General features: G+C 64.4%; 19 protein-coding genes. 8 read left to right on the top strand and 11 right to left on the bottom strand.

Annotated elements, in window-relative coordinates:
- The first annotated feature begins 80 nt into the window (after positions 1-80).
- Together KU43P_RS10405 and KU43P_RS10400 are read left to right on the top strand one after the other, a co-directional pair.
- Positions 81-953 (top strand): LysR family transcriptional regulator, encoded by an 873-nt coding sequence (locus tag KU43P_RS10405; protein ID WP_317662829.1) that lies wholly within the window; start codon positions 81-83, stop codon positions 951-953.
- 41 nt (positions 954-994) lie between these two features.
- The gene (locus tag KU43P_RS10400; protein WP_317662828.1) at positions 995-2,329 is read left to right on the top strand and encodes a D-serine ammonia-lyase; all 1,335 of its coding nucleotides are present in this window, start codon (positions 995-997) and stop codon (positions 2,327-2,329) included.
- A 37-nt stretch (positions 2,330-2,366) separates the two neighbouring features.
- Here the strand turns inward: KU43P_RS10400 and KU43P_RS10395 are convergent, their stop codons facing one another.
- Positions 2,367-3,269, bottom strand: a complete 903-nt coding sequence (locus KU43P_RS10395; protein ID WP_317662827.1) for a LysR family transcriptional regulator — start codon at positions 3,267-3,269, stop codon at positions 2,367-2,369.
- A gap of 124 nt (positions 3,270-3,393) precedes the next feature.
- On the opposite strand from KU43P_RS10395, the gene KU43P_RS10390 reads away from it, so the two are divergent.
- Entirely contained in the window at positions 3,394-4,458 is a 1,065-nt protein-coding gene (locus KU43P_RS10390) for an AbrB family transcriptional regulator (protein ID WP_317662826.1), read from the top strand.
- A 266-nt stretch (positions 4,459-4,724) separates the two neighbouring features.
- Positions 4,725-5,732 (top strand): GlxA family transcriptional regulator, encoded by a 1,008-nt coding sequence (locus tag KU43P_RS10385; protein WP_317663769.1) that lies wholly within the window; start codon positions 4,725-4,727, stop codon positions 5,730-5,732.
- Positions 5,733-5,739: 7 nt separating this feature from the next.
- Here the strand turns inward: KU43P_RS10385 and KU43P_RS10380 are convergent, their stop codons facing one another.
- Positions 5,740-6,411, bottom strand: coding sequence for a TetR/AcrR family transcriptional regulator (locus KU43P_RS10380; protein WP_317662825.1), 672 nt, complete (start codon positions 6,409-6,411; stop codon positions 5,740-5,742).
- A 232-nt stretch (positions 6,412-6,643) separates the two neighbouring features.
- Between KU43P_RS10380 and KU43P_RS10375 the strand changes: the two genes are divergently transcribed.
- A complete protein-coding gene (locus KU43P_RS10375; RefSeq protein WP_317662823.1) occupies positions 6,644-7,072 on the top strand; it encodes a molybdopterin-binding protein in 429 nt (142 codons plus the stop codon).
- Between the two features lie 61 nt (positions 7,073-7,133).
- Here KU43P_RS10375 and quiC read toward each other — a convergent pair whose 3' ends face one another.
- Positions 7,134-9,041, bottom strand: a complete 1,908-nt coding sequence (gene quiC / locus KU43P_RS10370) for a 3-dehydroshikimate dehydratase QuiC (protein WP_317662821.1) — start codon at positions 9,039-9,041, stop codon at positions 7,134-7,136.
- 510 nt (positions 9,042-9,551) lie between these two features.
- On the opposite strand from quiC, the gene KU43P_RS10365 reads away from it, so the two are divergent.
- Complete coding sequence (locus KU43P_RS10365; protein WP_317662819.1) at positions 9,552-10,925, top strand: MFS transporter; 1,374 nt, start codon at positions 9,552-9,554, stop codon at positions 10,923-10,925.
- 37 nt (positions 10,926-10,962) lie between these two features.
- On the opposite strand, the gene KU43P_RS10360 is transcribed toward KU43P_RS10365, so the two are convergent.
- The 4 genes from KU43P_RS10360 to KU43P_RS10345 form a co-directional block, all read right to left on the bottom strand.
- The gene (locus KU43P_RS10360; RefSeq protein ID WP_317662818.1) at positions 10,963-12,375 is read right to left on the bottom strand and encodes a DOPA decarboxylase; all 1,413 of its coding nucleotides are present in this window, start codon (positions 12,373-12,375) and stop codon (positions 10,963-10,965) included.
- Positions 12,376-12,459: 84 nt separating this feature from the next.
- A complete protein-coding gene (locus KU43P_RS10355) occupies positions 12,460-13,404 on the bottom strand; it encodes a LysR family transcriptional regulator (RefSeq protein ID WP_317662816.1) in 945 nt (314 codons plus the stop codon).
- A gap of 138 nt (positions 13,405-13,542) precedes the next feature.
- Entirely contained in the window at positions 13,543-14,253 is a 711-nt protein-coding gene (locus KU43P_RS10350; RefSeq protein WP_317662814.1) for a YebC/PmpR family DNA-binding transcriptional regulator, read from the bottom strand.
- Between the two features lie 135 nt (positions 14,254-14,388).
- Entirely contained in the window at positions 14,389-15,705 is a 1,317-nt protein-coding gene (locus KU43P_RS10345) for an MFS transporter (RefSeq protein WP_317662813.1), read from the bottom strand.
- Between the two features lie 243 nt (positions 15,706-15,948).
- Between KU43P_RS10345 and KU43P_RS10340 the strand changes: the two genes are divergently transcribed.
- Positions 15,949-16,818: a LysR substrate-binding domain-containing protein gene (locus KU43P_RS10340; protein WP_317662812.1), complete on the top strand. Its 870-nt coding sequence runs from the start codon at positions 15,949-15,951 to the stop codon at positions 16,816-16,818.
- Between the two features lie 157 nt (positions 16,819-16,975).
- Positions 16,976-17,341: a DUF2784 domain-containing protein gene (locus KU43P_RS10335; RefSeq protein WP_317662810.1), complete on the top strand. Its 366-nt coding sequence runs from the start codon at positions 16,976-16,978 to the stop codon at positions 17,339-17,341.
- Here KU43P_RS10335 and tam read toward each other — a convergent pair.
- The 4 genes from tam to katG all read right to left on the bottom strand — a co-directional run bounded on the left by tam (position 17,338) and on the right by katG (position 23,382).
- Complete coding sequence (gene tam / locus KU43P_RS10330; protein ID WP_317662808.1) at positions 17,338-18,114, bottom strand: trans-aconitate 2-methyltransferase; 777 nt, start codon at positions 18,112-18,114, stop codon at positions 17,338-17,340. The two genes, KU43P_RS10335 and tam, sit on opposite strands and share 4 nt — an antisense overlap.
- Before the next feature lie 100 nt (positions 18,115-18,214).
- Complete coding sequence (locus KU43P_RS10325) at positions 18,215-19,549, bottom strand: MFS transporter (RefSeq protein ID WP_317662806.1); 1,335 nt, start codon at positions 19,547-19,549, stop codon at positions 18,215-18,217.
- Positions 19,550-19,676: 127 nt separating this feature from the next.
- Complete coding sequence (locus KU43P_RS10320) at positions 19,677-20,888, bottom strand: M24 family metallopeptidase (RefSeq protein ID WP_317662805.1); 1,212 nt, start codon at positions 20,886-20,888, stop codon at positions 19,677-19,679.
- Positions 20,889-21,135: 247 nt separating this feature from the next.
- Positions 21,136-23,382, bottom strand: a complete 2,247-nt coding sequence (gene katG / locus KU43P_RS10315; RefSeq protein WP_317662804.1) for a catalase/peroxidase HPI — start codon at positions 23,380-23,382, stop codon at positions 21,136-21,138.
- Positions 23,383-23,642 lie beyond the last annotated feature (260 nt).

Genomic DNA, 23,642 nt, shown 5'->3' with positions numbered 1-23,642 from the left:
ACTTGATTATTCAAGCATTGCGCGAGAACCTGACGGCCGTCCAATATCAAAAGAATCTCCCACCATACCTTGGAGGTCTGATGGAGCTGCGCCACCTTCGCTACTTCAAGGTTCTGGCTGAAACCTTGAACTTCACCCGCGCCGCCGAGCTGCTGCACATCGCCCAGCCGCCGCTGAGCCGGCAGATCGGCCAGCTCGAGGAACAGCTCGGCACCCTGCTGGTGGTGCGCGAACGGCCGCTGCGCCTGACCGAGGCCGGGCGCTTTTTCTATGAACAGACCTGCACCCTGCTCCAGCAGCTGGACAACATCAGCGACAACACCCGCAGGATTGGCCAGGGTCAGCGTCAATGGCTAGGCATCGGCTTCGCCCCCTCGACCCTGTACACCGTGCTGCCGGAGCTGATCCGCGAGCTGCGCCAGGACAGCGAACTGGAACTGGGCCTGAACGAGATGACCACCCTGCAACAGGTCGAAGCCCTGAAGAGCGGACGCATCGACATCGCCTTCGGCCGCATTCGCATCGACGATCCAGCCATCCAGCAGCAAGTACTGCGCGAAGACCCGCTGGTGGCCGTGCTGCCCAAGGGCCATGCCCTGGCCTGCGGGCCTCTGTCGCTGGCCCAGCTGGCGCGGGAGGCCTTCATCCTCTACCCTGCCAACCCCAGGCCCAGCTACGCCGACCACATCCTCGCTTTGTTCGCCCACCACGGCATGAGCATCAAGGTCAGCCAGTGGGCCAACGAACTGCAGACCGCCATCGGCCTGGTCGCAGTCGGCCTGGGTGTGACCCTGGTGCCGGAGACGGTGCAGCAGCAGCACCGCACCGATATCGAGTACGCCAAGCTGCTCGACGGCAGCGCCGTCAGCCCGATCATTCTCAGCCGGCGCAAGGGCGACATGAGCCCGATGGTGCAGCGCTGCCTGGCGCTGATTGCCCGGCAGGCAGTTTGATCCCGGCGAACAACCCGAACCAACCACAGGAAACGCCTGCAATGATTCACGGAAAAACCCTTGCGGCATGGTGCGCTTCCCACCCCTTGATAGAGGACCTGGTCGCCCTGCGCGAAACCCAATGGTTCAACCCTGCCATCGCGCCTGCGGCCCAAGCGCTGGGCGACGTCGGCCTCAGCGCAGCGGACGTGCACGCCGCCAGCGCCCGCCTGCAGCGCTTCGCACCGTACCTGGCCACGGTGTTCCCCGACACCGCCGCCAGTGCCGGAATCATCGAGTCGCCCCTGCGCCCGCTGGCCAAACTGCAACGAACCTTGCTGCAAGAGACCGGCCTCGCGCCAAGCGGTGCGCTGTGGCTCAAGGCCGACAGCGAACTGCCGATCTCCGGCTCGATCAAGGCCCGTGGCGGTATCCACGAAGTGCTCAAGCATGCCGAAGACCTTGCCCTGGAAGCGGGCCTGATCACCCTGGACAGCGACTACCGCGTGCTGGCCGAGGAGCCGGCGCGGCAGTTCTTCAGCCAGTACAAGGTGGCCGTCGGCTCCACCGGCAACCTCGGCCTGTCGATCGGTATCATCAGTGCCACGCTGGGCTTCCAGGCCACCGTGCACATGTCGGCGGACGCCCGCCAATGGAAGAAGGACAAGCTGCGCGCCAGCGGCGTGACGGTGATCGAGCACTCGTCCGATTACAGCGTGGCCGTGGAGCAAGGGCGCCAGCAAGCTGCCGGCGACCCTTTGTGCTACTTCGTCGATGACGAGAACTCGCCACACCTGTTCCTCGGCTACGCGGTGGCGGCCGAGCGGCTGGCCCGGCAATTTCAGGTGCAGGGGGTTGTGGTCGACGCCGAGCACCCGCTGTTCGTCTACCTGCCCTGCGGCGTTGGCGGCGGCCCTGGCGGCGTAGCGTTCGGCCTGAAGCTGGTATTCGGCGACCACGTGCACTGCCTCTTTGCCGAGCCTACCCATTCACCGTGCATGCTGCTGGGGGTGTACTCCGGCTTGCACGATACGGTGTGTGTCCAGGACTTCGGCATCGACAACGTCACTGCTGCCGATGGCCTGGCGGTGGGCCGCCCTTCCGGCTTCGTCGGCAAGGCCATGCAGCGCTTGCTCGACGGCTACTACACGGTGACCGACGAGGAACTCTACCGCCTGCTGGTGCTGGCCCACGATTTGGAGCAAGCGCGCCTGGAACCCTCGGCGCTGGCCGGTGTGCCGGGCATGCTGAGGGTGCTGCAGGCAGCGCCTTACCTCGAACGCATGGCGCTGTCGCCAGAACGCCTGGCCAATGCCACGCATCTGGTGTGGGGCACTGGCGGCAGCATGGTGCCTGCCGAGGAATATGCGGCCTATCTGGCCAAAGGCCGAAGCTGACAGCGCGCCTGCCTGGCGCCTTGCGGCAACCCACCATTCAATCGCGCTCGAAGAAACTGCGCCCTTTCTCCTTCAACAAGGCGACCAGCGCACCCGCCGCAGGCGACAGGTAGCCGTCGGTGCGCACGGCCACCGCCACGGTCCTGCGCATGGTGGTCTGCGGCAACGGCACTTCGCGCAACCACGACGCGCCCAGGCCGTGCTCCAGGGTTTCCCGTGCGGCGAAACTCAAGAGCTGGGTGCGGGCGATCAGGCGCGGCAGCAGGGAGATCGCGTTGGTCTCGATCTGCACCCGGGGTGCGGGCAACTGGTGCTCGATGAACACATTGTCGATCCAGCGCCGAGCGGTCACGGTCGGCCCCGCCAGCACCCAGCGATACTGGCACAGGTCCTTGAGGGCAATGGGCCCGGCGAATACCGGGTGTTCGGCGCTGGCCACCACCACCGCTTCGTCTTCGAGGATGGGATGGGTGGTGAACTGCGGGTCATCGGCGATCTGCGGCGAAATGATCACATCCAGCCGCCCGGCCCGCAGCGACTCCTTGAGCACATCGTCCTGGGCGATGGACAGCTTCAGGGTCACCTCCGGTGCCCGTTCCAGCAAGGCCGCAGTGAGGTGTGGCAACAGGTGATCGGCCATGCTCGCCGCACAGCCCAGGCGAATGTTACCGACCAGGCCGCTGGCGAAGTCGCGCACTTCGCGCTCGGTTTCGGCGATGTTGAGCTGCAACTGCCTGCCCCGCGCCAGCAACAGCTTGCCGACATCGGTGAGCTTGATGCGCCGGCCGTCACGCTGGAACAAGCGGGTGCCCAGCGACTCTTCCAGCCGTTGAATGCTCTTGGTCAGCGCCGGCTGGCTGCGGTTGAGACGCTCGGCTGCCCGGCCCAGGTGGCCGAGTTCGGCGATGGTTTCGAAATAGGTGAGGTCACGCAGGTCCATGATTCATGAATTTCAGTTATGGATTCATCAAAAGTAGAAAATAGACTTGATCGATTGCCCCGTCGATAATTTTCTCCGCTGGCGCTGCCAGCCCCGCGTTATCGCTGCGCAAGGAGTATCGACATTGCCCACCGCCCTCTCCCGCTGTTCCAGCCCTTCCTTCCAATGGCCTGCCCTATTGATCTGCGCCGGCGCCGTCGGCCAGGTGCTGCATGCCCTGGCCGTACCGGCCGGTCTGTTTCTCGGCCCCATGTTGGTGGCCATCGTGTTCGGTGTGTGCGGCGCCCGGCTGAGCGTGCATCGCCAGGTATTTCGCTTCGGCCAGGGCTGCGTCGGGCTGCTGGTGGCCCACTCGGTGAGCTGGGCGGTACTGGTATCGATGGCCCAGTCCTGGCACCTGATGCTGGTGGCCACTTTCATCACCGTGGTGCTGAGTGCCCTGGTCGGGCTCGGCACCGTGCGCTTCGGTGGCATTCCCGGTAGCACCGCTGCCTGGGGAACGGCGCCGGGGGCGGCTTCGGCGATGGTGTCGATGGCCGAGGAAAACGGCGCTGACGGGCGGGTGGTGGCGACCATGCAGTATGTACGAGTGGTGTGCGTGGTGATGGTCGGGTCGCTGGTCAGTCACCTGCTTGGGGCCACACCGGGACCGGTGGTTGCCCCCAGCGCTGTGCTGGCACCTGACGCCATGCCGTGGCTCGATACCCTGCTCAGCCTGGCCATCGTGCTGGTTGGCCTGGTGGCGGGCAATCGCATGCCGGCCGGTGCCTTGCTGATGCCGCTATTGCTCGGAGGCGCCCTGCAGTTGAGCGGGCTGCTGACGATCAACATTCCCGAGGCGCTGCTGGCCTTTGCCTACGGGGCGATCGGTTGCTATATCGGGCTGCGGTTCGACCGGCAGACGGTGCGCTATGTGTGGAAGCGTTTGCCGACCATGATCGCTGGGGCGCTGGCGCTGATCGTGCTGTGTGCGGTTTGTGCCTGGGGGTTGGCGTGGGCGATGGGGGTGGACTTTCTGTCGATGTACCTGGCCACGAGCCCGGGTGGGCTGGATGCCATGGCGATCATCGCGGTGGAGACCCATGCCGATGTGGGGCTGGTGCTGGCGATGCAGACGTTGCGGTTGTTCGGGGTGATTCTGACGGGGGCGTTTTGTGCTCGGCAGATTATTCGGTTGAGTCGGGTGTGAGGTGCACGAATCCGATGCCGGTGCTTCAGGGCGAGAATTGAATAATCAGGCTACCAACTTCGTTGGCAGCCGACGCAGGAAAGCGCCTGTCACAAGGTATTGGGTGTTCTTGAGGCCGAACGCCCCCGTGCGGCGCTTGGTCTCATGAACGACAGATAAGCCGCTTGCCTCAATACGACCTCGAATACGACACCACCACCCTGGCGATTGTCTTTCCCCCGGCCACCCGCCACACTCAGCCGGCCAGCCAGGAAGCGGAGTCCAGAGTGCCCACCCCACGCCAGTTCAGCAAAAAGACCAGCACCAGCAACATGCTGCGCCTCAAGTCCACCGCCGGCAGCCCCCAGGCACCCTATCGGGTCGACTTCGTCCTGCTCGAACACTTCTCCATGGCCAGTTTCACGGTGGCGATGGACGTGCTGGTCACTGCCAACCTGCTGCGCGCCGACAGCTTCAGCTTCACACCGCTGTCACCGGACGGCGACCGGGTGCTGAGTGACCTGGGCCTGGAGCTGGTGGCCAGCGAACTGGCAGCGGAGCCACTGAAGGAGCTCGACCTGCTGATCATTTGCGGCGGCCTGCGCACCCCACTCAAGTACCCGGAGCTGGATCGTCTGCTGGACGACTGCGCGGCCCACGGCAAAGCCCTGGGCGGGCTGTGGAATGGCGCCTGGTTCCTTGGTCGCGCCGGGGTGCTCGATGACTACGGCTGCAGCATCCACCCCGAACAACGCGCCAGCCTTTCCGAGCGCAGCCCGCAGACGCGTATCACGCCGGCAAGCTTCACCCTCGACCGCGACCGCCTCACCGCCGCCAGCCCAAATGGCGCCATGGAGCTGATGCTCGGGCTGGTGCGCCGGCTGTATGGCGACGGCCTGGCCGAAGGCGTCGAGGAAATCCTGTCGTTCTCTGGCGCGCGCTATCGCCAGGTCGGGCCGGGGGCGAAGAAGTCCATGAGCCTGCACCTGCGCACCATCGTAGAGCTGATGGAGAACAACCTCGAAGAAACCCTCAGCCTCGACCAGCTCGCCGCCTACAGCGGCCGCTCGCGGCGCCAGATAGACCGCCTGTTCCAGGCCCAGCTGGGCACCTCGCCGCGGCGCTACTACATGGAATTGCGCATCACCAAGAGCCGCCGCCTGCTGCAGTACTCCGACCTGTCGGTGATGGAAGTGGCGGTGGCCTGCGGTTTCGTCTCGGTGTCGCACTTCAGCAAGTGCTACGCGGCGTACTTCGGTTACCCGCCGTCGCGCGAGCAACGGCTGGGCGAGTGAGCGCGGCTCAGGCGCGCAGGTAGCGCATCACCACGTCGCAGATCATCGCCTTGTGGCGCTGCTTGATCTGCTCGTCGGACATGTCGATGTCGAAGATATGGCCGAAAGTGTGCCGGTTGGACACACGGTAGAAGCAGAACGAGCTCATCAGCATGTGCAGGTCGATGACCTCGACGCCCGCGCGAAACACGCCTTCAGCCACGCCGCGTCGCAGGGTCTTGTCCAGGGCCTGCAGCACCAGGCTGCTCATCTCGCGGATCACCGGCGATTTCTTCACGTACTCGCCGTAGTGGATGTTTTCGGTGCAGACCATGCGCACGAAGTCGACGTTGTGGTCGTGGTGGTCGAAGGTGAACTCGGTGAGGCGCTGGATCGCCTGCACAGCTGGCAGCGACTCCAGGTCCAGGCTGTGCTCGGTCTTGCGGATATCACCATAGAGCTTGACCAGGCAATCGACGTACAGCTGCTCCTTGCTGCCGAAGTAGTAGTAGATCATGCGCTTGGAGGTGGCCGTGCGTTCGGCGATGGCGTCCACCCGCGCGCCGGCCAGGCCTTGCTGGACGAACTCGTTGATGGCGGCCTGGAGGATGTCCTCGCGGGTTTTCTCGGGGTTGTTCTTGCGCGATTTGCGCACCCCTTCGACTTCAGGCTGGCCGAGGCTGACTACGGGATTACTCATACCTACTCACGCGCTGCTTATTGGAATAGGGAGGGATTATCCGTGAGCGGGGCGATGCAGGGAAGCGCGCTGTTGGTCGAGTGGTCAGGAATTGAAGTGGCTGGGTGGACCTTTCTGCATGGGTACATTCGCAAGCGTTATACCCCAATGCGCTATGGTTGATAGTACATAGCGCTAGCTAGGATGATGCGCCGAAATCCTAACTCCAAAGTCAAGAAATAAGGACGATTCCATGAAAGCCAGCGCACGCAACGTATTCAAGGGCCAGGTCAGCCAGGTTCAGGAAGGTGCTGTAAATGCCGAAGTCGTGTTGACCCTGCCTGGTGGCGAGCAACTGGTTGCGGTGGTCACGATGGAAAGTATCCGCAACCTCGGGATTGCGGTGGGCAATGAGGCCGTCGCCCTGATCAAGGCACCTTGGGTGATGCTGATGACCGAGTCCAGCGACATTCGCCTGTCGGCTCGCAACTGCCTGGCCGGCAAGGTACTGAGCGTCTCCGATGGTGCGGTCAATGCCGAGGTGGTGGTGGAGTTGGCGGGCGGCACCAAGGTGTACTCGATCGTTACCCGCGAAGCGGTTGCCGAGCTCGGCCTGGCGCAGGGCGTGAGCGCCACTGCGGTGATCAAGGCTTCGCACATCATTCTTGGCGTGCCTGCTTGAGCCACGCTGCATGAACCAGCCTCATCGCCCGGCTTGCCGGCGCTGAGGCTGGTTCAGCCGGTCAAAGTACCGGCTTGCGCACCGCCCCGCTCCTGCGTTTGGCCATCGCAGCCAAGCGCACCGCCACGTTCGCCGCGCCATACCCCGCATACCCACCCTTGCGCTGGATGATCTCGAAGAAGAACCGCTCCTCGAACGCCTCGGTGTACACGTGGAACAGCTCGCCCCCTTGGGCATCACGGTCGTACAGCACGTTGTAATAGGCCAGCTCGCTGAGGAATTCGTCGTCGAAGTCGAACCGTGCGGCGAGGTCGTCGTAGTAGTTCAACGGGATTTCCAGCAACGGCACGCCCGCCTCCTTCGCCCGCGCCACTTCACGGAAGATATCGGCACAATCAAAAGCAATATGATGCACACCCGAGCCTCGGTAGCTCGACAGCGCGTGGGCAATCGCGGTGTTGCGGTTTTCCGAGATGTTCAGCGGCAGGCGCAGGCTGCCGCACTGGCTGCGCAGAGCGCGGCTCTTGACCAGGCCGTAGGGGTCGGGCAGCACTACCTCGTCATCGGCGGCGAAATCGAACAGGCTCTTGTAGAACAGCACCCAGCTGTCCAGCGACTCGGCAGGCAGCGCCAGGGCCATGTGGTCGATGCGCTGCAGGCCGCCGCGGGCGGTGGCGGCCGGGTCCAGGCGGAAGTCGGTGTCGTACAGCGACGGGCCTTGCGCGCCCTGCTCTACCAGGTAGATCAGGCTGCCATCCGGGGCACGCACGGCAGGCACTTCACACTCATTGGGGCCGACCAGGCCGCGGAACGGCTGGCCACGGAAGTCGGTGGCGCGCTGCAGCGCAGCCTGTTCGTCCTTGACCCGCAGGGCGGTGGCGCACAGCGACGGGCCATGGGCCTCGAAGAAGTTGTGACCAAAGGAGTACGGCTCGGCGTTGAGCACGATGTTGATGTCGTTCTGGCGCAGCAGCCGTACATCCTTGCTGCGGTGCTTGCCAGCCTCGGCAAAGCCCAGGCGCTTGAGCCAAGTGCCCAGGCGTGCGCCCACGGCCTCGTCGACGGCGAACTCAAGGAACTCCACACCGTCATAGGCGCTGGCTGCCGGCGGGGTGAACAGCACCCCGGGTTCGATCGCGGTGCCTTGTTGTGCCAGGCGTAGGCCGGTCTGTTCTTCCAGGTAAAGCAGAGAACGCAGGCCGTCAGCGGCGTTCTGCCGTGGCGGGGCGGCGCGGAAGCCATCGTTGAAGATTTCCAGCGACAGCGGGCCGCGGTAGCCGGTGGCAAGAATCGGCGCGAGGAAACCGGCCAGATCCATTTCTCCCTGGCCCGGGAAGCAGCGGAAGTGGCGGCTCCACTCCAGCACGTCCATGTTCAGGATCGGTGCGTCGGCCATCTGTACGAAGAAGATCTTGTCTCCCGGGATCTCGCGGATCGCGGCCGGGTCGCCCTTGAGCGACAGGGTGTGGAAACTGTCGAGGATTACCCCCAGGGCGGGATGATCGGCCTGGCGCACCAGGTTCCACACCTGCTGGTAAGTATTCACATGGCGGCCCCAGGCCAAGGCTTCGTAGCCGATGCGCAGGCCACGCGTCCCCGCATGCTCGGCCAGCAGGCGCAGGTCTTCCACCAGCAGTTGCTCTTCACCCAGCGCGTCGGCCTGTACGTTGCTGCACACCAGCACAAGGTCGGTGCCCAGCTCCTGCATCAGGTCGAACTTGCGCGCGGCGCGGTCAAGGTTCTTCTGCAGGCGGTCACGGCGGCAGCCTTCGAAGTCGCGAAACGGCTGAAACAAGGTGATGGCGATGCCGAGGTCGGCACACATCTGCCGCACTTCGCGCGGGCTGCCGGCGTAATACAGCAGGTCGTTCTCGAAGATCTCGACGCCGTCGAAACCGGCGGCGGCGATGGCTTCGAGCTTTTCCGGCAGGGTGCCGCTCAAGGACACGGTGGCTATCGAACGCTGCATGGGGAGTTCCTTGTTATTGGAGGCTACGGGGCTAGGCGTGGGTGGTTTTCTGCACCGGCCCTATCGCCGGCAAGCCGGCTCCCACGAGGAAGCGCTGCGCAGTACCGGTGGGAGCCGGCTTGCAGGCGATGGGGCCTGCACCTTGGCACGATCGATTATTCGCAGGTAAAGTCGCCCCATCAATCACTTTGTACGGAATGGTTAGTTTTGTGTTCGATTATCGCCCAAAACCCGTTTTGACGAATTGATTAACCCCACCCCGAGGGGCAACCATGAATTCCAGACGCAGGCCCACCTGCGCTGACCCAGCCCAACGCCACGACAGAATAAATTCAATAAAACCGGGTACCGACCTATGCACACTGCTCTCGCCTTGCGCCCCGCACTTGCCTCCTGGCTGCCTGCTCCAGCAATGCCGCAGCCCGCTTCCACGCCTTGCTCCTGAACCCACACTCCCGAGACAACCCCACGCTCGCCGTGCGGGAACCAACAAGAACAACGGAGACAACCATGGCCCACTCAAGCTCTCAAGCGAAGAAAGCCACTGCCAGCGGCTGGATAGGCTCGGCACTCGAGTACTACGATTTCTTCATCTATGCCCAGGCTGCGGCGCTGATTTTCCCGCAGATCTTCTTCCCCAACACCGACCCGAAGATGGCCATCATCGCCTCGCTGGCGACCTACGGCGTCGGCTACCTGGCCCGCCCGATCGGGGCTTTCGTGCTCGGCCACTGGGGTGATACCCGCGGGCGCAAGAACGTGCTGCTGCTGTGCATGTTCCTGATGGGCCTGTCGACCATGGCCGTCGGCCTGCTGCCCACCTACCACGACATCGGTATCCTCGCCCCGGCCTTGCTGGTGGTGCTGCGCCTGGTCCAGGGTTTTGCCGTGGCCGGCGAGATCTCCGGGGCCAGCTCGATGATCATGGAGCACGCTCCATTCGGGCGGCGGGGCTATTACGCCAGCTTCACCCTGCAAGGCGTGCAGGCCGGCCAGGTGCTGGCCGCTGCGGTGTTTCTGCCGCTGGCTTACTTCATGCCGAGCGAGGCATTCAACGACTGGGGCTGGCGGATTCCATTCCTGATGAGTGCGGTGGTGCTGATCGCAGGCTTCATCATCCGCAAGGAAGTGCACGAGACCCCGGCGTTCGTCAAAGAGGAAAAGCAGGACAAGGTGGCCAAGTCGCCGATCAGCGAGGCTTTGCGCCATAACTGGAAGCACATGGTGCTGGTGATGTTCATGGCCCTGATGAACGTGATCCCGGTGGTGGCCACCATCTTCGGCGCGGCCTATGCGGTGCAGCCTGCCTACGGCATCGGTTTCGACAAGAGCGTGTACCTGTGGATTCCGGTGGTGGGCAACATTGTCGCGGTGCTGGTGATTCCATTCGTGGGCAACCTTTCCGACAAGATCGGCCGTCGCCCGACCATGATCGCCGGGTGCCTGGGCTCCGGGCTGCTGGCGTTCGTCTACCTGTACGCGATCAGCATACAGAACGTGCCACTGGCCTTTGCCGCCTCCATCGTCATGTGGGGGATGGTCTATCAGGGTTACAACGCGGTGTTCCCGAGCTTCTACCCGGAGCTGTTCCACACCCGCTACCGGGTCTCGGCGATGGCCATCGCACAGAACGTCGGCACCATGCTGACAGCCATGCTGCCGGCACTGTTCGCACTGGTGGCGCCGCCGGGTTCGGAGAACATTCCACTGGTGGTGGGTGGGCTGGCGTTCTTCGTGACCTGCCTGTGTGCGCTGGCGGCTTACATTGCGCCGGAGACGCATCGGTTGGCGATGGAAGACCTGGGAAATCCGCAGGCCAAACCGATGGAGAAGGAAGCCTTCGAGGCTAGCCGCAAGGGGAGTTTTCAGGCGGTGAGCAGCTGATAGACCGTAGGGGGCTGCTTTGCAGCCCCCTACGTTTTCAGCCTTTGACAACCTGCTGCAAACGCCCCCACAACTTCTCGACATGCTCACGCTCGGTGGGCAACGCCCCCACCGACACTCGCACCATCCACCGCCCGTTCAAGGTCGCCGGGGTCACGTAAGCATCCCCAGAGGCATTGAGCCGATCGGCCCAGGCCCTGGTATGCGCATCCAACGCATCACCGTCCAGCCCTGCCGGCTTGTGGACAATGCACAAAGTCTGCAACTGCACCGGCGCCAGCAACGTCCATTCCCCGGCTGCCTCCACCTGTTCGGCCAGCCAACGGGCATTGTCCAGATCCCGTCGCAAGCGCTGCTGCAGCGCCTCTACACCTTCGCTACGCAGCATGAACCAGAGCTTCAACGCACGGAATCGACGCCCCAGCGGAATGCCCCAGTCGCGCAGGTTCTTCACCTCGCCATCGACCGCCGACTGCAAATAACTGGGGTTGGTGCTCATTACCCGGATCAGGTGCTGCGGGTCGCGCACGTAGTAGATCGAGCAGTCGAAGGCCACGCCCAACCATTTGTGCGCATTGACCACCACCGAATCGGCCAGCTCGATGCCATCCCACATCCAGCGGCATTCCGGCAGGATCATCGCCGAACCGGCCATGGCCGAGTCCACATGCAGCCACAGGCCCTTGGCCTGGGCGATTTCACCAATGGCGCGCAGCGGGTCCAGCGCGGTGGTGGCCGTGGTGCCGGTGGTGGCGACCACTGCACAAGGATGATTGCCGGCCGCCAGGTCCTGCTCGATGGCCGCCTGCAGGGCATCGGGGCGCATGGCGAACTGCTCGTCGGTGGCGATCAAGCGGATGTTGGCGCGGCCGAAGCCGGCCAGCAGCGCGGCCTTGTCCACCGAGCTGTGGGCATGGGCGCTGACGTACACGATCAGGGGCTTGGCTTCGGCCTGCAGGCCACCGCGCACCAGGGCGTAGTCGGTGGCCCGCTCACGAGCGCAGATCAGCGCGACCAGGGTGCTGGTGGAGGCCGTGTCCTGAATCACCCCGCTCCACTGCCCCGACAGCCCGAGCAGTTGGCGCAACCAGTCGAGGGTGGTTTCCTCCAGTTCGCTCAGCGCCGGGCTCGATTGCCACGACAGGCCGAGCACACCCAGGCCCGTGCTGAGGAAGTCGCCCAGCACCGAAGACAAGGTGCCGTTGGAGGGGAAGTAGCCATAGAAGTCCGGGTGTTGCCAGTGCGACAGGCCAGGCATGACCAGCTGGTTGACGTCATCGAGGATCGCCTCGAACGGTTCGCCCTGCTGCGGGGCGGCGGCCGGCAATGCGGCCTTGAGGTAGCCGGGTTCGACCTGGGCCATGACCGGGCGCTCGGCGACGTTCTGGCGGTAATCGGCGATCAGATCGATCAGCTGGTGGCCGTACTGGCGGAATTGTTCGGGGGTCACGGGTGGTCTCCTGGGGGTGTCTGCTGCCTGCCCCCAGTCTAGGCACTTGCTCCGGGCCGAATAACCCCGCTTCGCGCATACCTGCTATGGCAAACCCGCATGACCACCTTGCACCCCGAACTGCGACTGACGCCACAGCTCGAACACCCGGTTGCGCAACCAGCGATGCTCGGCCGACGCCTGCAAACGCTGGTGCCACACCACCCAATAGCGCTGGGTATGCTCGACAAACCCCAGCGGCCGCCACGCCAGGTCATGCAGGCGACACAACTGCCGGGCGATGTGCTCGGGCACGGTGGCCAGCGCCTGGCTATTGGCGATGACCTGCACGGTGGCCGAGAAGAACGGCACCTCCAGGCTAACCCGCCGCTGCAGGCCATTGGCGCGGAGGTGGCGGTCGATGAAACTGTCCTTGTCGCCACCGCCGGATATGCGCACGTGCTTGTACGCCAGGTAGTCGTCCTGGCTCAGTGCCTCATTGCGCGCTAGCGGATGATCACCGCGCATCAGGCACACCGCACGGTCTTCACCGAGCAGCCGACCATGCAGGTTGGGCGGCGACTCGTCGAACAGCGTGGTGGCCAGGTCGATCTCGCCGCTTGCTAGCAAGGCGTACTGGCCAGCTTGCCAGGTACGGTAGTCGATGGACACGCCGGGGGCTTCCTGCTCCAGCGCGGCCACCAGTAACGGCAGCATGTGCTCGGCCACATAGTCCGAGGCCGCCAGGCAGAAGCGCCGCTCACAGCGGGCCGGGTCGAAAGCCGCGGGTTGGCGCAAGGCCTGGAGTTCTTCGAGCACCTGGCGCAGGGGCTCGACCAGGGCTTCGGCATATTCGCTGAGGACGTAACCACGACCTTGGCGTACCAGCAGCGGGTCGTCGAAGGCTTCGCGCAGGGAGGCCAGTTGCCGGCTCAGGGCCGATTGGCTGACGCCCAGGCGTTCGGCAGCGTGGCTGAGGTTCTTCAGCTGCAGGAGGCAGTCGAGGGTGCGCAGGTGGGCGAGGCTGAGGGAGGCGAAGGTTGCGTTCATGCGGGGGTCCTTTGGTTGCCTTCGCTGGCCCATTCGCCAGCAAGCCGGCTCCCACAGGTACCCCACAGCATTCAAGAATTGTCGGGGACTTGTGGGAGCCGGCTTGCCGGCGAATGGGCCGCCAAGCGGCCCCGGCGTTTAGTCGGTCAGGCCAACGTAAACGTTCTGCACATCATCGTTCTCATCGATCGCTTCGAGGAACGCTTCCACCTCGGCCAGTGCTTCAGCACTCAGGCTGGCAGCGCTCACCGGGTTTTTCGGGGTGTAGCCGATCTTCGCCGAAACCACGGTGAAACCTTGCTCCGGCAGGGCCTTCTGCACCGCATCCAGGTCGGTGGTGTCGGTGATGAACAGGGTCGAACCCTCTTCTTCACCTGGCTCGAAGTCCTGGGCACCGGCTTCGATGGCAGCCATTTCCGGGTCGGCATCTTGGTTCGGGGTGGCCTCGATCAGGCCGACATGGTTGAAGTCCCAGGTCACCGAACCGCTCGCACCCAGCTGGCCCTTGCGGAACAGCACGCGGATCTGCGCGACGGTGCGGTTGACGTTGTCGGTCAGGCACTCGACGATCAGCGGCACCTGGTGCGGCGCGAAACCTTCGTAGCTCACCGCCTGGTATTGCACGGCATCGCCGTCCAGGCCAGCACCCTTGCGGATGGCCCGATCCAGGGTCTCGCGGGTCATCGAGGCCTTTTTGGCTTGCGCGATGGCCAGGCGCAGGCGCGGGTTCATGTCGGGATCGGCACCCGATCTGGCAGCGATCTGGATTTCCTTGGCCAGCTTGCCCATGATCTTGCCCTTGGCATTGGCAGCTGTTTCTCTATGCTTGGCTTTCCACTGTGCGCCCATGTCGACTCTCTTTGTTTCAGCGGCCGGTTCAGGAAGCGACCGGCCAAAAGTGGGTGCAGTTTATACGCCCTCGCGCAGTGGATCGACAAGTAATCTCACGCTTTGTCGGCCTTGCTCGCCGCCACAGCCAGACCCTCAGGTGCGCAGTGGCTTGACCGCCATGCTGGTGTTGGGTGCCACGTCCTGGGCCTGGGCGCTGCTGGCCGGGCGGCTGTTCCAGTGCGGCAACAGCACCAGCGCGGAAAACAGCGCGCAACCGGCGAACACGATGAACACCGTGACGCTGTCGAAGTAGCCCGGGAGCAAGCCGCCGAGCACCGCCCCCACCGAACCGCAGCCATTGACGAAACCGGCCGCCGTGGCGCCGGCCTTGGCTGTGCCGAAGTCGATCGCCGCCGCGCCGCTGATCATCGAGTCCGGCCCGTACAGGGTCAGCCCCATGACGAACAGCAGGGCCACCACCAGTACGATGCTGCCGCTGTGCATGGCGCCCATGAACGCTGCCAGGGTCACGGTCAGCAGCACCAAGCTGATCACGCAGGCCGGCATGCGCCGGGCGCCGAACAGTTTGTCCGAAGCCAGGCCGATGATGATCGGGCCGAGCAGCCCGGCCAGTTCGAAGGCGGTGGGGATGATCGCCGCGCCGACCTTGCCGACCGAAGGCATCTGTTCGAAGACGATCACCGGCCCCCACAGCAGGATCGCGTAGCGCGCCGGCTTGAGCAGGAAATACGCCAAACCCAGGGTCAACACCGTGCGGTTGCGCAGGATCTCGCGCAACGGCGCCCACACGCTGCACAGGTTGCCGGCCGGCGCCATGCTCTGCGGCTCGGGCTCCACCGCCGGCAGCCCGACATCCTCGGGCTTGTTGCGCTGCAGGAAGAAAAACAGCACGGCCACCGCAGCCACCACTGCGGCGCTGGAGAAAAACGCCGCATGCCAGGTACCGACCAGGGTATAGGCCCACCAGCCGGCGAATGGCGACGCGACCAGGCCCCCGAAGGCGTAACACGAACTCCACAGCCCCAGCACCCGGCCGCGCTGCGAGGCCGGGAAGAAGCTGCCGATGTTCTTGCACAAGCCGGCCCAGCCGGTGGACTGGGCCAGGCCCTGGATCAGCATGCAGGTGGCGAAGATCGGGAAGGTTGCGTAGCTGCCCATCACCACTGCCGCTGCGGCCGAAATCAGCAGGCCGCCAAGCACCACCACACGCGGCCCGAAACGGTCGGCAAGCATGCCCCAGGTGAACTGGCCCACGGCGTAGGCGGCCAGGTAGATGCCGTCGAGGTTGGCCATGGCGGCCTTGTCGAGCATGAAGGTGGGGTCTTCGCCGATGCCGAGCTTGGCCACCGAGAAGGCTTTGCGGGTGAAGTAGAAGGCGGCGTAGGCCAGCCAGGTGATCGCGAAAATCTGGATGCGCCAACGCTTAAGCGCGGCTACGGAATGATTCATGTGCGTCTGACCTCTTGCTCAAGTGTGCCGGCAGAATGTGAAGAAATGCCTGTCTTGTTCTTGTGTTGCGCACTGCATGACGTGGCTCGTCATTGGTCAGATGGCGCAGGTGGCGCGCCATGGCCCGGCGACCGCTTGTGGCGGTGACGGCGGGCTTGAAATACATGGAAACAGGTACTGACTGATAACGAAAATCGATTTATCGTATTTCACACATAAGGTCAGCTTGTTACTGGAGTGGTCATGTCCGTGTCCCACGCTCAACTGAAGGCCTTTCACGCGGTGGCCGTGCATGGCAGCTTCACCCGCGCTGCTGAAAAACTGTTCCTTACCCAACCTGCGGTGTCCGACCAGGTGCGAAAACTGGAGGAGCGCTTTGGCGTGTTGCTGTTCCAGCGCAACAAGCGTTCGGTACAGCTGACGGACTTGGGCGAGCGCCTGCTGGGCATCAGCAAGCGGCTGTTCGCCTGCGAGGCCGAAGCTCACGAACTGCTGCAGGACTCCCGCGCCCTGCACACCGGCAGCCTGGTGCTGGCCGTGGATGCACCGGTGCACGTGCTGCCGCAGATTGCGCGGTTCTGCCAGCAGTACCCGGGTATCCAGGTCAAGGTGGAAACCGGCAACACCGACGAATCCCTGGCTCGGCTGTTCAGCTACCAGGCGGATTTGGCCTTGCTGGGGCGGGATGTCGACGATGAGCGGCTGTTCTGCGTGCCTTTGCGCCGCGATCCGATGGTGGCATTCGTCTCGCACAACCACCCTTGGGCCAGCCGTGGTTCGATCAGCCTGGCCGACCTGGACGACACGCCGCTGGTGCTGCGCGAACCGGGCTCGGTGACGCGGCAGACGCTGGAAGAAGAGATGCAGCGCGCCGGTTTGCGGATTCGCCCGGCGATCCAGGTCGAAGGCCGGGAAGCGGCGCGTGAGGCGGTGGTGGTGGGAATTGGCGTGGGCGTGGTTTCGGCGGCGGAATTCGGCGCCGATGCGCGGGTGTGTGCGTTGCCGATCGTGGATTGCCAGCGGCACCTGACCGAGACATTGGTGTGCCTGAGTGAACAGCGCACGCGGCGGGTGGTGGCGACTTTCCTGCAGGTGGTGCAGGACGCGCTGTGATGGATTCAAGGGCCGCATCGCCGGCAAGCCGGCTCCCACAGGGATACCACAACCTTCAACAACTGCGGACTACCTGTGGGAGCCGGCTTGCCGGCGATGCGGCCCGCGCAGCCAACATACCCAACCCAGCATTACCCCACCTTCAAAGGCACTGGCCATGCTCTTTCGCCTAGCCGCCGACACCCTGGTCCTGTTGCACCTCGGCTTCATCCTGCTGGTGCTGTTCGGCGGGTTGCTGGTGTTCAAGTGGCGCCCTGCCCTGCTCCTGCACCTGCCCGCCCTGGCCTGGGGCCTGGCGGTCGAGGGCCTGCACCTGGAGTGCCCGCTGACCGACTGGGAAAACCGCATGCGCTTTGCCGCCGGCGATTCCGGCTACCCCGGCGGCTTCGTCGAACACTACATCTGGCCGCTGATCTACCCTGCCGGGCTAACCCCGCAGCTTCAGTGGCTGCTGGGCGCCATCGTGCTGCTGGTCAACCTCGGCGTCTATGGCTACGTGATCTGGCGCTGGCGCCACCGTTAGCGGGTGGCAATCACGAACAGCCGGGGGAACGGCAGCAGCACCTTGCCGTCGGTGGCTGGCGGATAGTCCCGCTGCATGGCCTGCAGGTACATCTGCAGGAAGTCCGCCTGTTCGTCCTCGTCCAGCTTGGCCAGGTAAGGGCGCAGGGCCGAACCCTTGAACCATTCCACCACCGCCTCGGCCCCGCCTGTCAATGGATGGTGATAGGTCGTGCGCCATACATCCACCCGCGCGCACAGGGGGCTGAGCAGGTCGTAGTAGAACGCGGCGCTGTGCCGGGGCGGCAGGCTGAAGTCGGCGAACTTGTCGGCCCAACGGCCACGGCCGGCAATCTCGCGCAGTTGCCGGTGCGCCGGCTCGTCGAGGTTGTCCGGGGTCTGCACGGCCAGGCTGCCGCCTTCACTCAATTGTCGTACCAGGTGCGGGTAGAGCGCGCCATGATCGGGCACCCACTGCAGCGAGGCATTGGCGAGGATCAGGTCCTGGGGTTCGGGGGCGGTCCACTGGCTGATGTCGGCGATTTCGCAGCGCACCCGTGGGATGTGCAGGCGCTTGCGCTCGCGGGCCTTGTCGATCATGTCCTTGTCGCTGTCCAGCGCGGTGACCTGGGCATCCGGGCAACGCTGCAGCAGTACTTCGGTGGAGTTGCCCGGGCCACAGCCCAGGTCGGTGGCATGGCGTACCGGGCGTGGTGGCACAGCGGCAAGCAGGTCGCGCACGGCGCGGGTGCGTTCATCTTCGAAGAGGGAATACTGGGTGGCGGACCAGGCCATGTGGAACTCCTTTTGGCGGGCAGTGTGCTCAGCATAAGCCATCTGCCGGCCGTACGGGCCATATCGCCGGGAAGCTGGCGATAAGGCCCGTACAGGCAACTCAGTCCTTCAATTGCCCATACGCCGTCTCCCGACACATCAACATCGCCACCAAGGCCACCAAAGCCGCCGCCAGCAGATACCCGGCCGGCGCCAGCTTGCTGCCGGTCACCTGGATCAACCAGGTGGCAATGAACGGGGCGGTGCCGCCAAACAGCGCATTGGCCAGGTTGAAGCTCAAGGCGAAGCCACTGAAGCGCACCCGGGTCGGGAAGATCTCTGCCAGCAGGCACGGCAAGGTGCCGTCGTTCATCGCCAGCATCGCGCCGAACAGGATCTGGATCGCCAAGATCACCAGCAACGGCTGGCCGTCGAGCAGCTTGAACAGCGGCACGGTCATCCCGAGGAACAGCAGCGAGGCAATCACCAGCATGGTCTTGCGCCCGAAATGATCCGACAGCCGCCCCATGAGGAAGATCAGGCCGATGTAGGTGGCCAGTGACACCGTCGAGGCGATGAATGAATCGCGCTCACTCATGCCCATTTCGGCCGACAGGTAGGTGGGCATGTAGCTAAGCAACAGGTAGAACGCCACCGCGTTGAGGCAGGTGACGCCAATGCCGATGGCCAGGCTGCGGCGGTGCTGGGTGAGCAGCTCGCGGATCGGCGCCGGGGCCATGCAGGCCTTGCTTTCCAGGCGCTGCTCCATCTCCAGGAACTTCGGCGTGTCCTGCAGGCTCATGCGGATGTAGCGGCCCACCAGGCCGAAGGGCGCAGCCAGCAGGAACGGCAGGCGCCAGCCCCAGCTGTGCAGGTCTTCGGTACTGAGCAACTCATGCAGCACGGCGACGAACGCCGCCCCGAACAACAGCCCGGCCGCCGTGCTGGCCGGCACGATGCTGGTGTATAGCCCGCGCCGGCCAGGTGGCGCGTATTCGGCGAGGAAGGCCGAGGCGCCAGCGTACTCGCCCGAGGCGGAAAAACCCTGTACCAGGCGAATCAGCAACAGCAGGCACGGGGCCCACAGGCCGATTTGCGCATGGCCGGGCAGCAGGCCGATGCAGAAGGTGGAGATCGACATGATCAGGATCGACAGCGACAGCGCGTTGCGCCGGCCATGGCGGTCACCGAAATGGCCCCAGACCACGCCGCCCAGCGGGCGAACCAGGAACGACAGGGCGAACACCGCGAAAGTCGCCAGAAGGCCGGTGGTCTTGTCGGTTTGCGGGAAGAAGGTGGCGGCGATGATGGTGGCGAGGTAGCCGTAGGCGGCGTAGTCGAACCACTCGACGAAGTTGCCCATGAAACTGGCTCTGGCGGCTTTGCGCAAGGCCTGGCGTTCGGCGCTCTGGGGGGCGCCGGCGAGGGTGGGAGCGTTAAGGGTGGTGCTGGACATGACGGGTACCCTCTGATTCTTCTAATTGGAGGCAGGGTCTGGTGGTCATTCGATGTTCTTGTTATGTGTGCCGGCTTCTTCGCGGGGCAAGCCCGCTCCCGCGCAGAAACCGGCACGGCACCGGCGTTTACTTGCGGATGATGTTGTGCTCCGGGCCAAACGGGAATTTGGTGATGTTCTCGGCGCCCGTCTCGTTGACGATCAGGATGTCATGCTCGCGGTAACCACCCGCCCCCGGCCGCCCTTCGGGCAGCATGATCATCGGCTCGATCGACACCACCATGCCTGGCTCGAGCACCGTGTCGATGTCTTCGCGCAGCTCCAACCCCGCCTCGCGCCCATAGTAGTGGCTGAGGGTACCGAACGAGTGGCCGTAGCCGAAGGTGCGGTATTGCAGCAGGTCGTGACGCAGGAAGATCTCGTTCAGCTCCCGAGCGATGTCGCAGCAGCGCATGCCCGGGCGTACCAGCTTCAGCCCCGCCTCGTGTACCTCGACGTTAGCTTGCCACAGGCGCAGGTGGTCGTCTGGGCAATGGTCGAGGAATAGCGTGCGTTCAAGGGCGGTGTAGTAGCCGGCGATCATCGGGAAGCAGTTGAGGCTGAGGATGTCGCCCTTGTTGACCTTACGGCTGGTGACCGGGTTGTGCGCCCCGTCGGTGTTCAGGCCGGACTGGAACCAGGTCCAGGTATCCATCAATTCGCCGTCAGGGAAGCTGCGGGCGATTTCTCGGACCATCGCCTGGGTGGCATGCAGCGCTACCTCGTACTCCGGTACCTGATCACGCAGCGCCTCGACCACCGCGGCGCCACCGATATCGGCAACGCGGGCACCATGACGGATCAGCGCCTGCTCTTCTGCCGACTTGATCATGCGCATGCGCATGCACGGCGCGCCGATGTCCAGCAGTTCGGCCCTGGGGTAGCAGGCGGCGAGCTTGGCATGGTTCTGCAGGTTGAGGTGGTCGTACTCGACGCCGATGCGCGAGGCCAGCGGCAGTGCCTGCTGGATGGCGACGAAGTAGTTGTCGCGCTGCCAATCGGTGTAGACGATATTGTCGGTGCCGACCGTGCGCCGCCAGGGCTGGCCACCGTCGATGTTGGCGCTGATCGACACCACCTTGTCTTGGGTCACCACCAGGGCGTAGGGGCGGCCGAACGAGCAGTAGAGGAAATCGCTGTAGTAGTTGACGTTGTGGTACGAGGTGAAGATGGCCGCTTCGATGTCTTGCTCGGCCATGTAGGCCCGCAGGCGGGCATGGCGGGCGGCGTACTCCTGCGCGGAGAAGGTCGGCTTGACCTTGTCGCCGTTGCGGATCTTCAGGGTCTGGGGCATTTGCATGGTCGGTGTTCCTTGTCGTTGTGAGCACGCTGTTCAGGCCGGCCGCCTGAGAAGCATTGCAACAGAACGCACGAGGACGCTTTTGTATCTATCCGACCTGGAATTGGCGGGATGGCCTGGGGCAGCTGCGCTGCCCAATCGCCGGCAAGCCGGCTCTCACAGAAGCCCCGCAGCCCTCAGGCATTGCGCAGTCCTTGTGGGAGCCGGCTTGCCGGCGATTGGGCTGCAAAGCAGCCCCTATGCACCATTACTTCAGATCAAACCGATCCAGCTCCATCACTTTCACCCAAGCCGCCACAAAGTCCCTGACGAACTTGTCCTTGCCATCACTGCTGCCATACACCTCGCTCAACGCCCGCAACTGGGCGTGCGACCCAAACACCAGGTCGACCCGGCTACCGGTCCATTTCACTTGCCCGGTCTTGCGGTCGCGGCCTTCGAAGGTTTCGTTGTCGTCCGAAGTCGGCTTCCACTCCACGCCCATGTCCAGCAGGTTGCGGAAGAAGTCGTTGCTCAAGGTGCCCGGCTTGTCGGTGAACACCCCATGCTTGCTGCCGCCATGGTTGGCGCCCAGCACCCGCAGGCCACCGATCAGCACGGTCAGCTCCGGCGCGGTCAAGGTCAGCAACTGGGCCTTGTCCAGCAGCAGCTTCTCGGCCTTGACGCTGTAACGGGCCTTGCTGAAGTTGCGGAAACCATCGGCCAGCGGCTCCAGCACGGCGAACGACTCGACGTCGGTCTGCGCCTGGGAGGCATCCACGCGGCCCGGGCGGAACCCCACGCTGCCGGTGTAGCCGGCATCCTTGGCGGCCTTCTCCACGGCGGCGGTACCGCCCAGCACGATCAGGTCGGCCAGAGAGACCTTGTTGCCGGACTCGGCGCGGATCTTCTCCAGCGCCGCCAGCACCTTGTCGGTGCCCTGGTTGGCCGCCCAGTCCTTCTGTGGCGCCAGGCGCAGGCGGCCACCGTTGGCACCACCGCGCTTGTCGGAGCCGCGGAAGGTCGAGGCGGCGGCCCAGGCGGTGGACACCAGCTCGCCAACACTCAGCCCCGAAGCGAGGATCTTGCTCTTGAGTGCAGCGATGTCCTGCTCACCCGGCGCCGCCTGGTCGGCCTTGGGCAGCGGGTCTTGCCAGAGCAGTTCCTCGTTAGGCATTTCCGGCCCGAGGTAGCGCGCCAGCGGGCCCATGTCGCGGTGGATCAGCTTGTACCAGGCGCGGGCAAAGGCATCTGCCAGCTGGTCGGGGTTGTCCTTGAAGCGCCGGGCGATCGGTTCGTAGATCGGGTCGAAGCGCAGTGCCAAGTCGGAAGTGAGCATGGACGGCGCGTGTTTCTTGCTCGGGTCATGGGCATCCGGCACGGTGCCCGCACCCTTGCCCTCTTTCGGCCGCCACTGGTTGGCGCCAGCCGGGCTCTTGGTCAGTTCCCATTCGAAGTTGAACAGGTTGTTGAGGTACTCGTTGCTCCAGCGGGTCGGGGTCGAGGTCCAGGTCACTTCCAGGCCGCTGGTGATGGTGTCGCCCCCCTTGCCGGTGCCGAACGTGTTGGCCCAGCCGAAGCCCTGCTGTTCCAGGCCTGCCGCTTCCGGCTCGGGGCCGACATTATCGGCCGGGCCGGCACCGTGGGTCTTGCCGAAGGCATGGCCACCGGCGATCAGCGCCACGGTTTCCTCATCGTTCATGGCCATGCGGCCGAAGGTCTCGCGGATGTCCTTGCCCGAGGCCACTGGGTCGGGGTTGCCTTCCGGGCCCTCCGGGTTCACGTAGATCAGCCCCATCTGCACGGCAGCCAACGGGTTTTCCAGGTTGCGCTCGGCCTGCAGGTTGCGGTTCTGTTCTTCGCCGTGCTTGGCAGGCTCGGCCACCAGGTCACCCTGCCCGGGGGGCTGGGCCTTCAACTGTTCCTTGCCGTAGCGGGTGTCACCGCCCAGCCAGACCTTTTCCGAGCCCCAGTACACGTCTTCGTCCGGTTCCCACACGTCGGCGCGCCCGCCGGAGAAGCCGAAGGTCTTGAAGCCCATGGATTCCAGGGCAACGTTGCCGGTGAGCACGATCAGGTCGGCCCAGGAGATCTTGTTGCCGTACTTCTGCTTGATCGGCCACAGCAGGCGCCGGGCCTTGTCCAGGCTGACGTTGTCGGGCCAGCTGTTGAGCGGAGCGAAGCGTTGCTGGCCGGAGCCGGCGCCGCCACGGCCATCACCGATGCGGTAGGTACCGGCGCTGTGCCAGGCCATGCGGATGAACAGTGGGCCATAATGGCCGAAGTCGGCCGGCCACCAGTCCTGGGAGTCGGTCATCAAGGCGGTCAGGTCACGCTTCAGGGCCTGGAAATCGAGGCTTTTGAACGCCTTGGCATAGTCGAAGTCCGGGTCGGGACTGGACTTGGCTGAATGCTGGTGGAGAATTCTCAGGTTGAGCTGGTCAGGCCACCAGTCACGGTTGGTGGTGCCGCCACCTGCGGTTTGATGGAACGGGCATTTCGATTCGTTCGACATCTGCGGTTACCTTTGGGTCGGTTATCCAGATTTCCGGTCTATGCCAGGTGTTCTTTCCAGCCGAGCACATGGGCTCATGCCTACCCCTTATCAGGTCTGGTCGGTCACGTTCCGACACGGGGCCCTCGGGCTTGCTGCAGGGCCAGGGGAAAGACTAGTCGAGCTTGGGCATACTTCTAATAGAGTGGCTATTAGGGGCCGATAGGCTGGCTCTACGAGACACCGAGGGCGGTAAATGTGACACGGCTCGTCGCTCTCGT

This window comes from Pseudomonas sp. KU43P (assembly GCF_033095865.1).
GTDB lineage: Bacteria > Pseudomonadota > Gammaproteobacteria > Pseudomonadales > Pseudomonadaceae > Aquipseudomonas.
Note: the sequence above shows the minus strand (reverse complement) of the source record. Positions and strands in the feature narration are given on the sequence as shown.

Bases quoted from the DNA above. Each gene is read 5' to 3' on its own strand.
- KU43P_RS10365 (WP_317662819.1), top strand. From the start codon at position 9,552: ATGGCCCACTCAAGCTCTCAAGCGAAGAAAGCCACTGCCAGCGGCTGG.
- KU43P_RS10375 (WP_317662823.1), top strand. From the start codon at position 6,644: ATGAAAGCCAGCGCACGCAACGTATTCAAGGGCCAGGTCAGCCAGGTT.
- KU43P_RS10345 (WP_317662813.1), bottom strand. From the start codon at position 15,705: ATGAATCATTCCGTAGCCGCGCTTAAGCGTTGGCGCATCCAGATTTTC.
- KU43P_RS10320 (WP_317662805.1), bottom strand. From the start codon at position 20,888: ATGCAAATGCCCCAGACCCTGAAGATCCGCAACGGCGACAAGGTCAAG.
- KU43P_RS10405 (WP_317662829.1), top strand. From the start codon at position 81: ATGGAGCTGCGCCACCTTCGCTACTTCAAGGTTCTGGCTGAAACCTTG.
- quiC (WP_317662821.1), bottom strand. From the start codon at position 9,041: ATGCAGCGTTCGATAGCCACCGTGTCCTTGAGCGGCACCCTGCCGGAA.
- tam (WP_317662808.1), bottom strand. From the start codon at position 18,114: ATGGCCTGGTCCGCCACCCAGTATTCCCTCTTCGAAGATGAACGCACC.
- KU43P_RS10400 (WP_317662828.1), top strand. From the start codon at position 995: ATGATTCACGGAAAAACCCTTGCGGCATGGTGCGCTTCCCACCCCTTG.
- KU43P_RS10335 (WP_317662810.1), top strand. From the start codon at position 16,976: ATGCTCTTTCGCCTAGCCGCCGACACCCTGGTCCTGTTGCACCTCGGC.
- KU43P_RS10325 (WP_317662806.1), bottom strand. From the start codon at position 19,549: ATGTCCAGCACCACCCTTAACGCTCCCACCCTCGCCGGCGCCCCCCAG.
- katG (WP_317662804.1), bottom strand. From the start codon at position 23,382: ATGTCGAACGAATCGAAATGCCCGTTCCATCAAACCGCAGGTGGCGGC.
- KU43P_RS10380 (WP_317662825.1), bottom strand. From the start codon at position 6,411: ATGAGTAATCCCGTAGTCAGCCTCGGCCAGCCTGAAGTCGAAGGGGTG.
- KU43P_RS10395 (WP_317662827.1), bottom strand. From the start codon at position 3,269: ATGGACCTGCGTGACCTCACCTATTTCGAAACCATCGCCGAACTCGGC.
- KU43P_RS10340 (WP_317662812.1), top strand. From the start codon at position 15,949: ATGTCCGTGTCCCACGCTCAACTGAAGGCCTTTCACGCGGTGGCCGTG.
- KU43P_RS10355 (WP_317662816.1), bottom strand. From the start codon at position 13,404: ATGAACGCAACCTTCGCCTCCCTCAGCCTCGCCCACCTGCGCACCCTC.
- KU43P_RS10350 (WP_317662814.1), bottom strand. From the start codon at position 14,253: ATGGGCGCACAGTGGAAAGCCAAGCATAGAGAAACAGCTGCCAATGCC.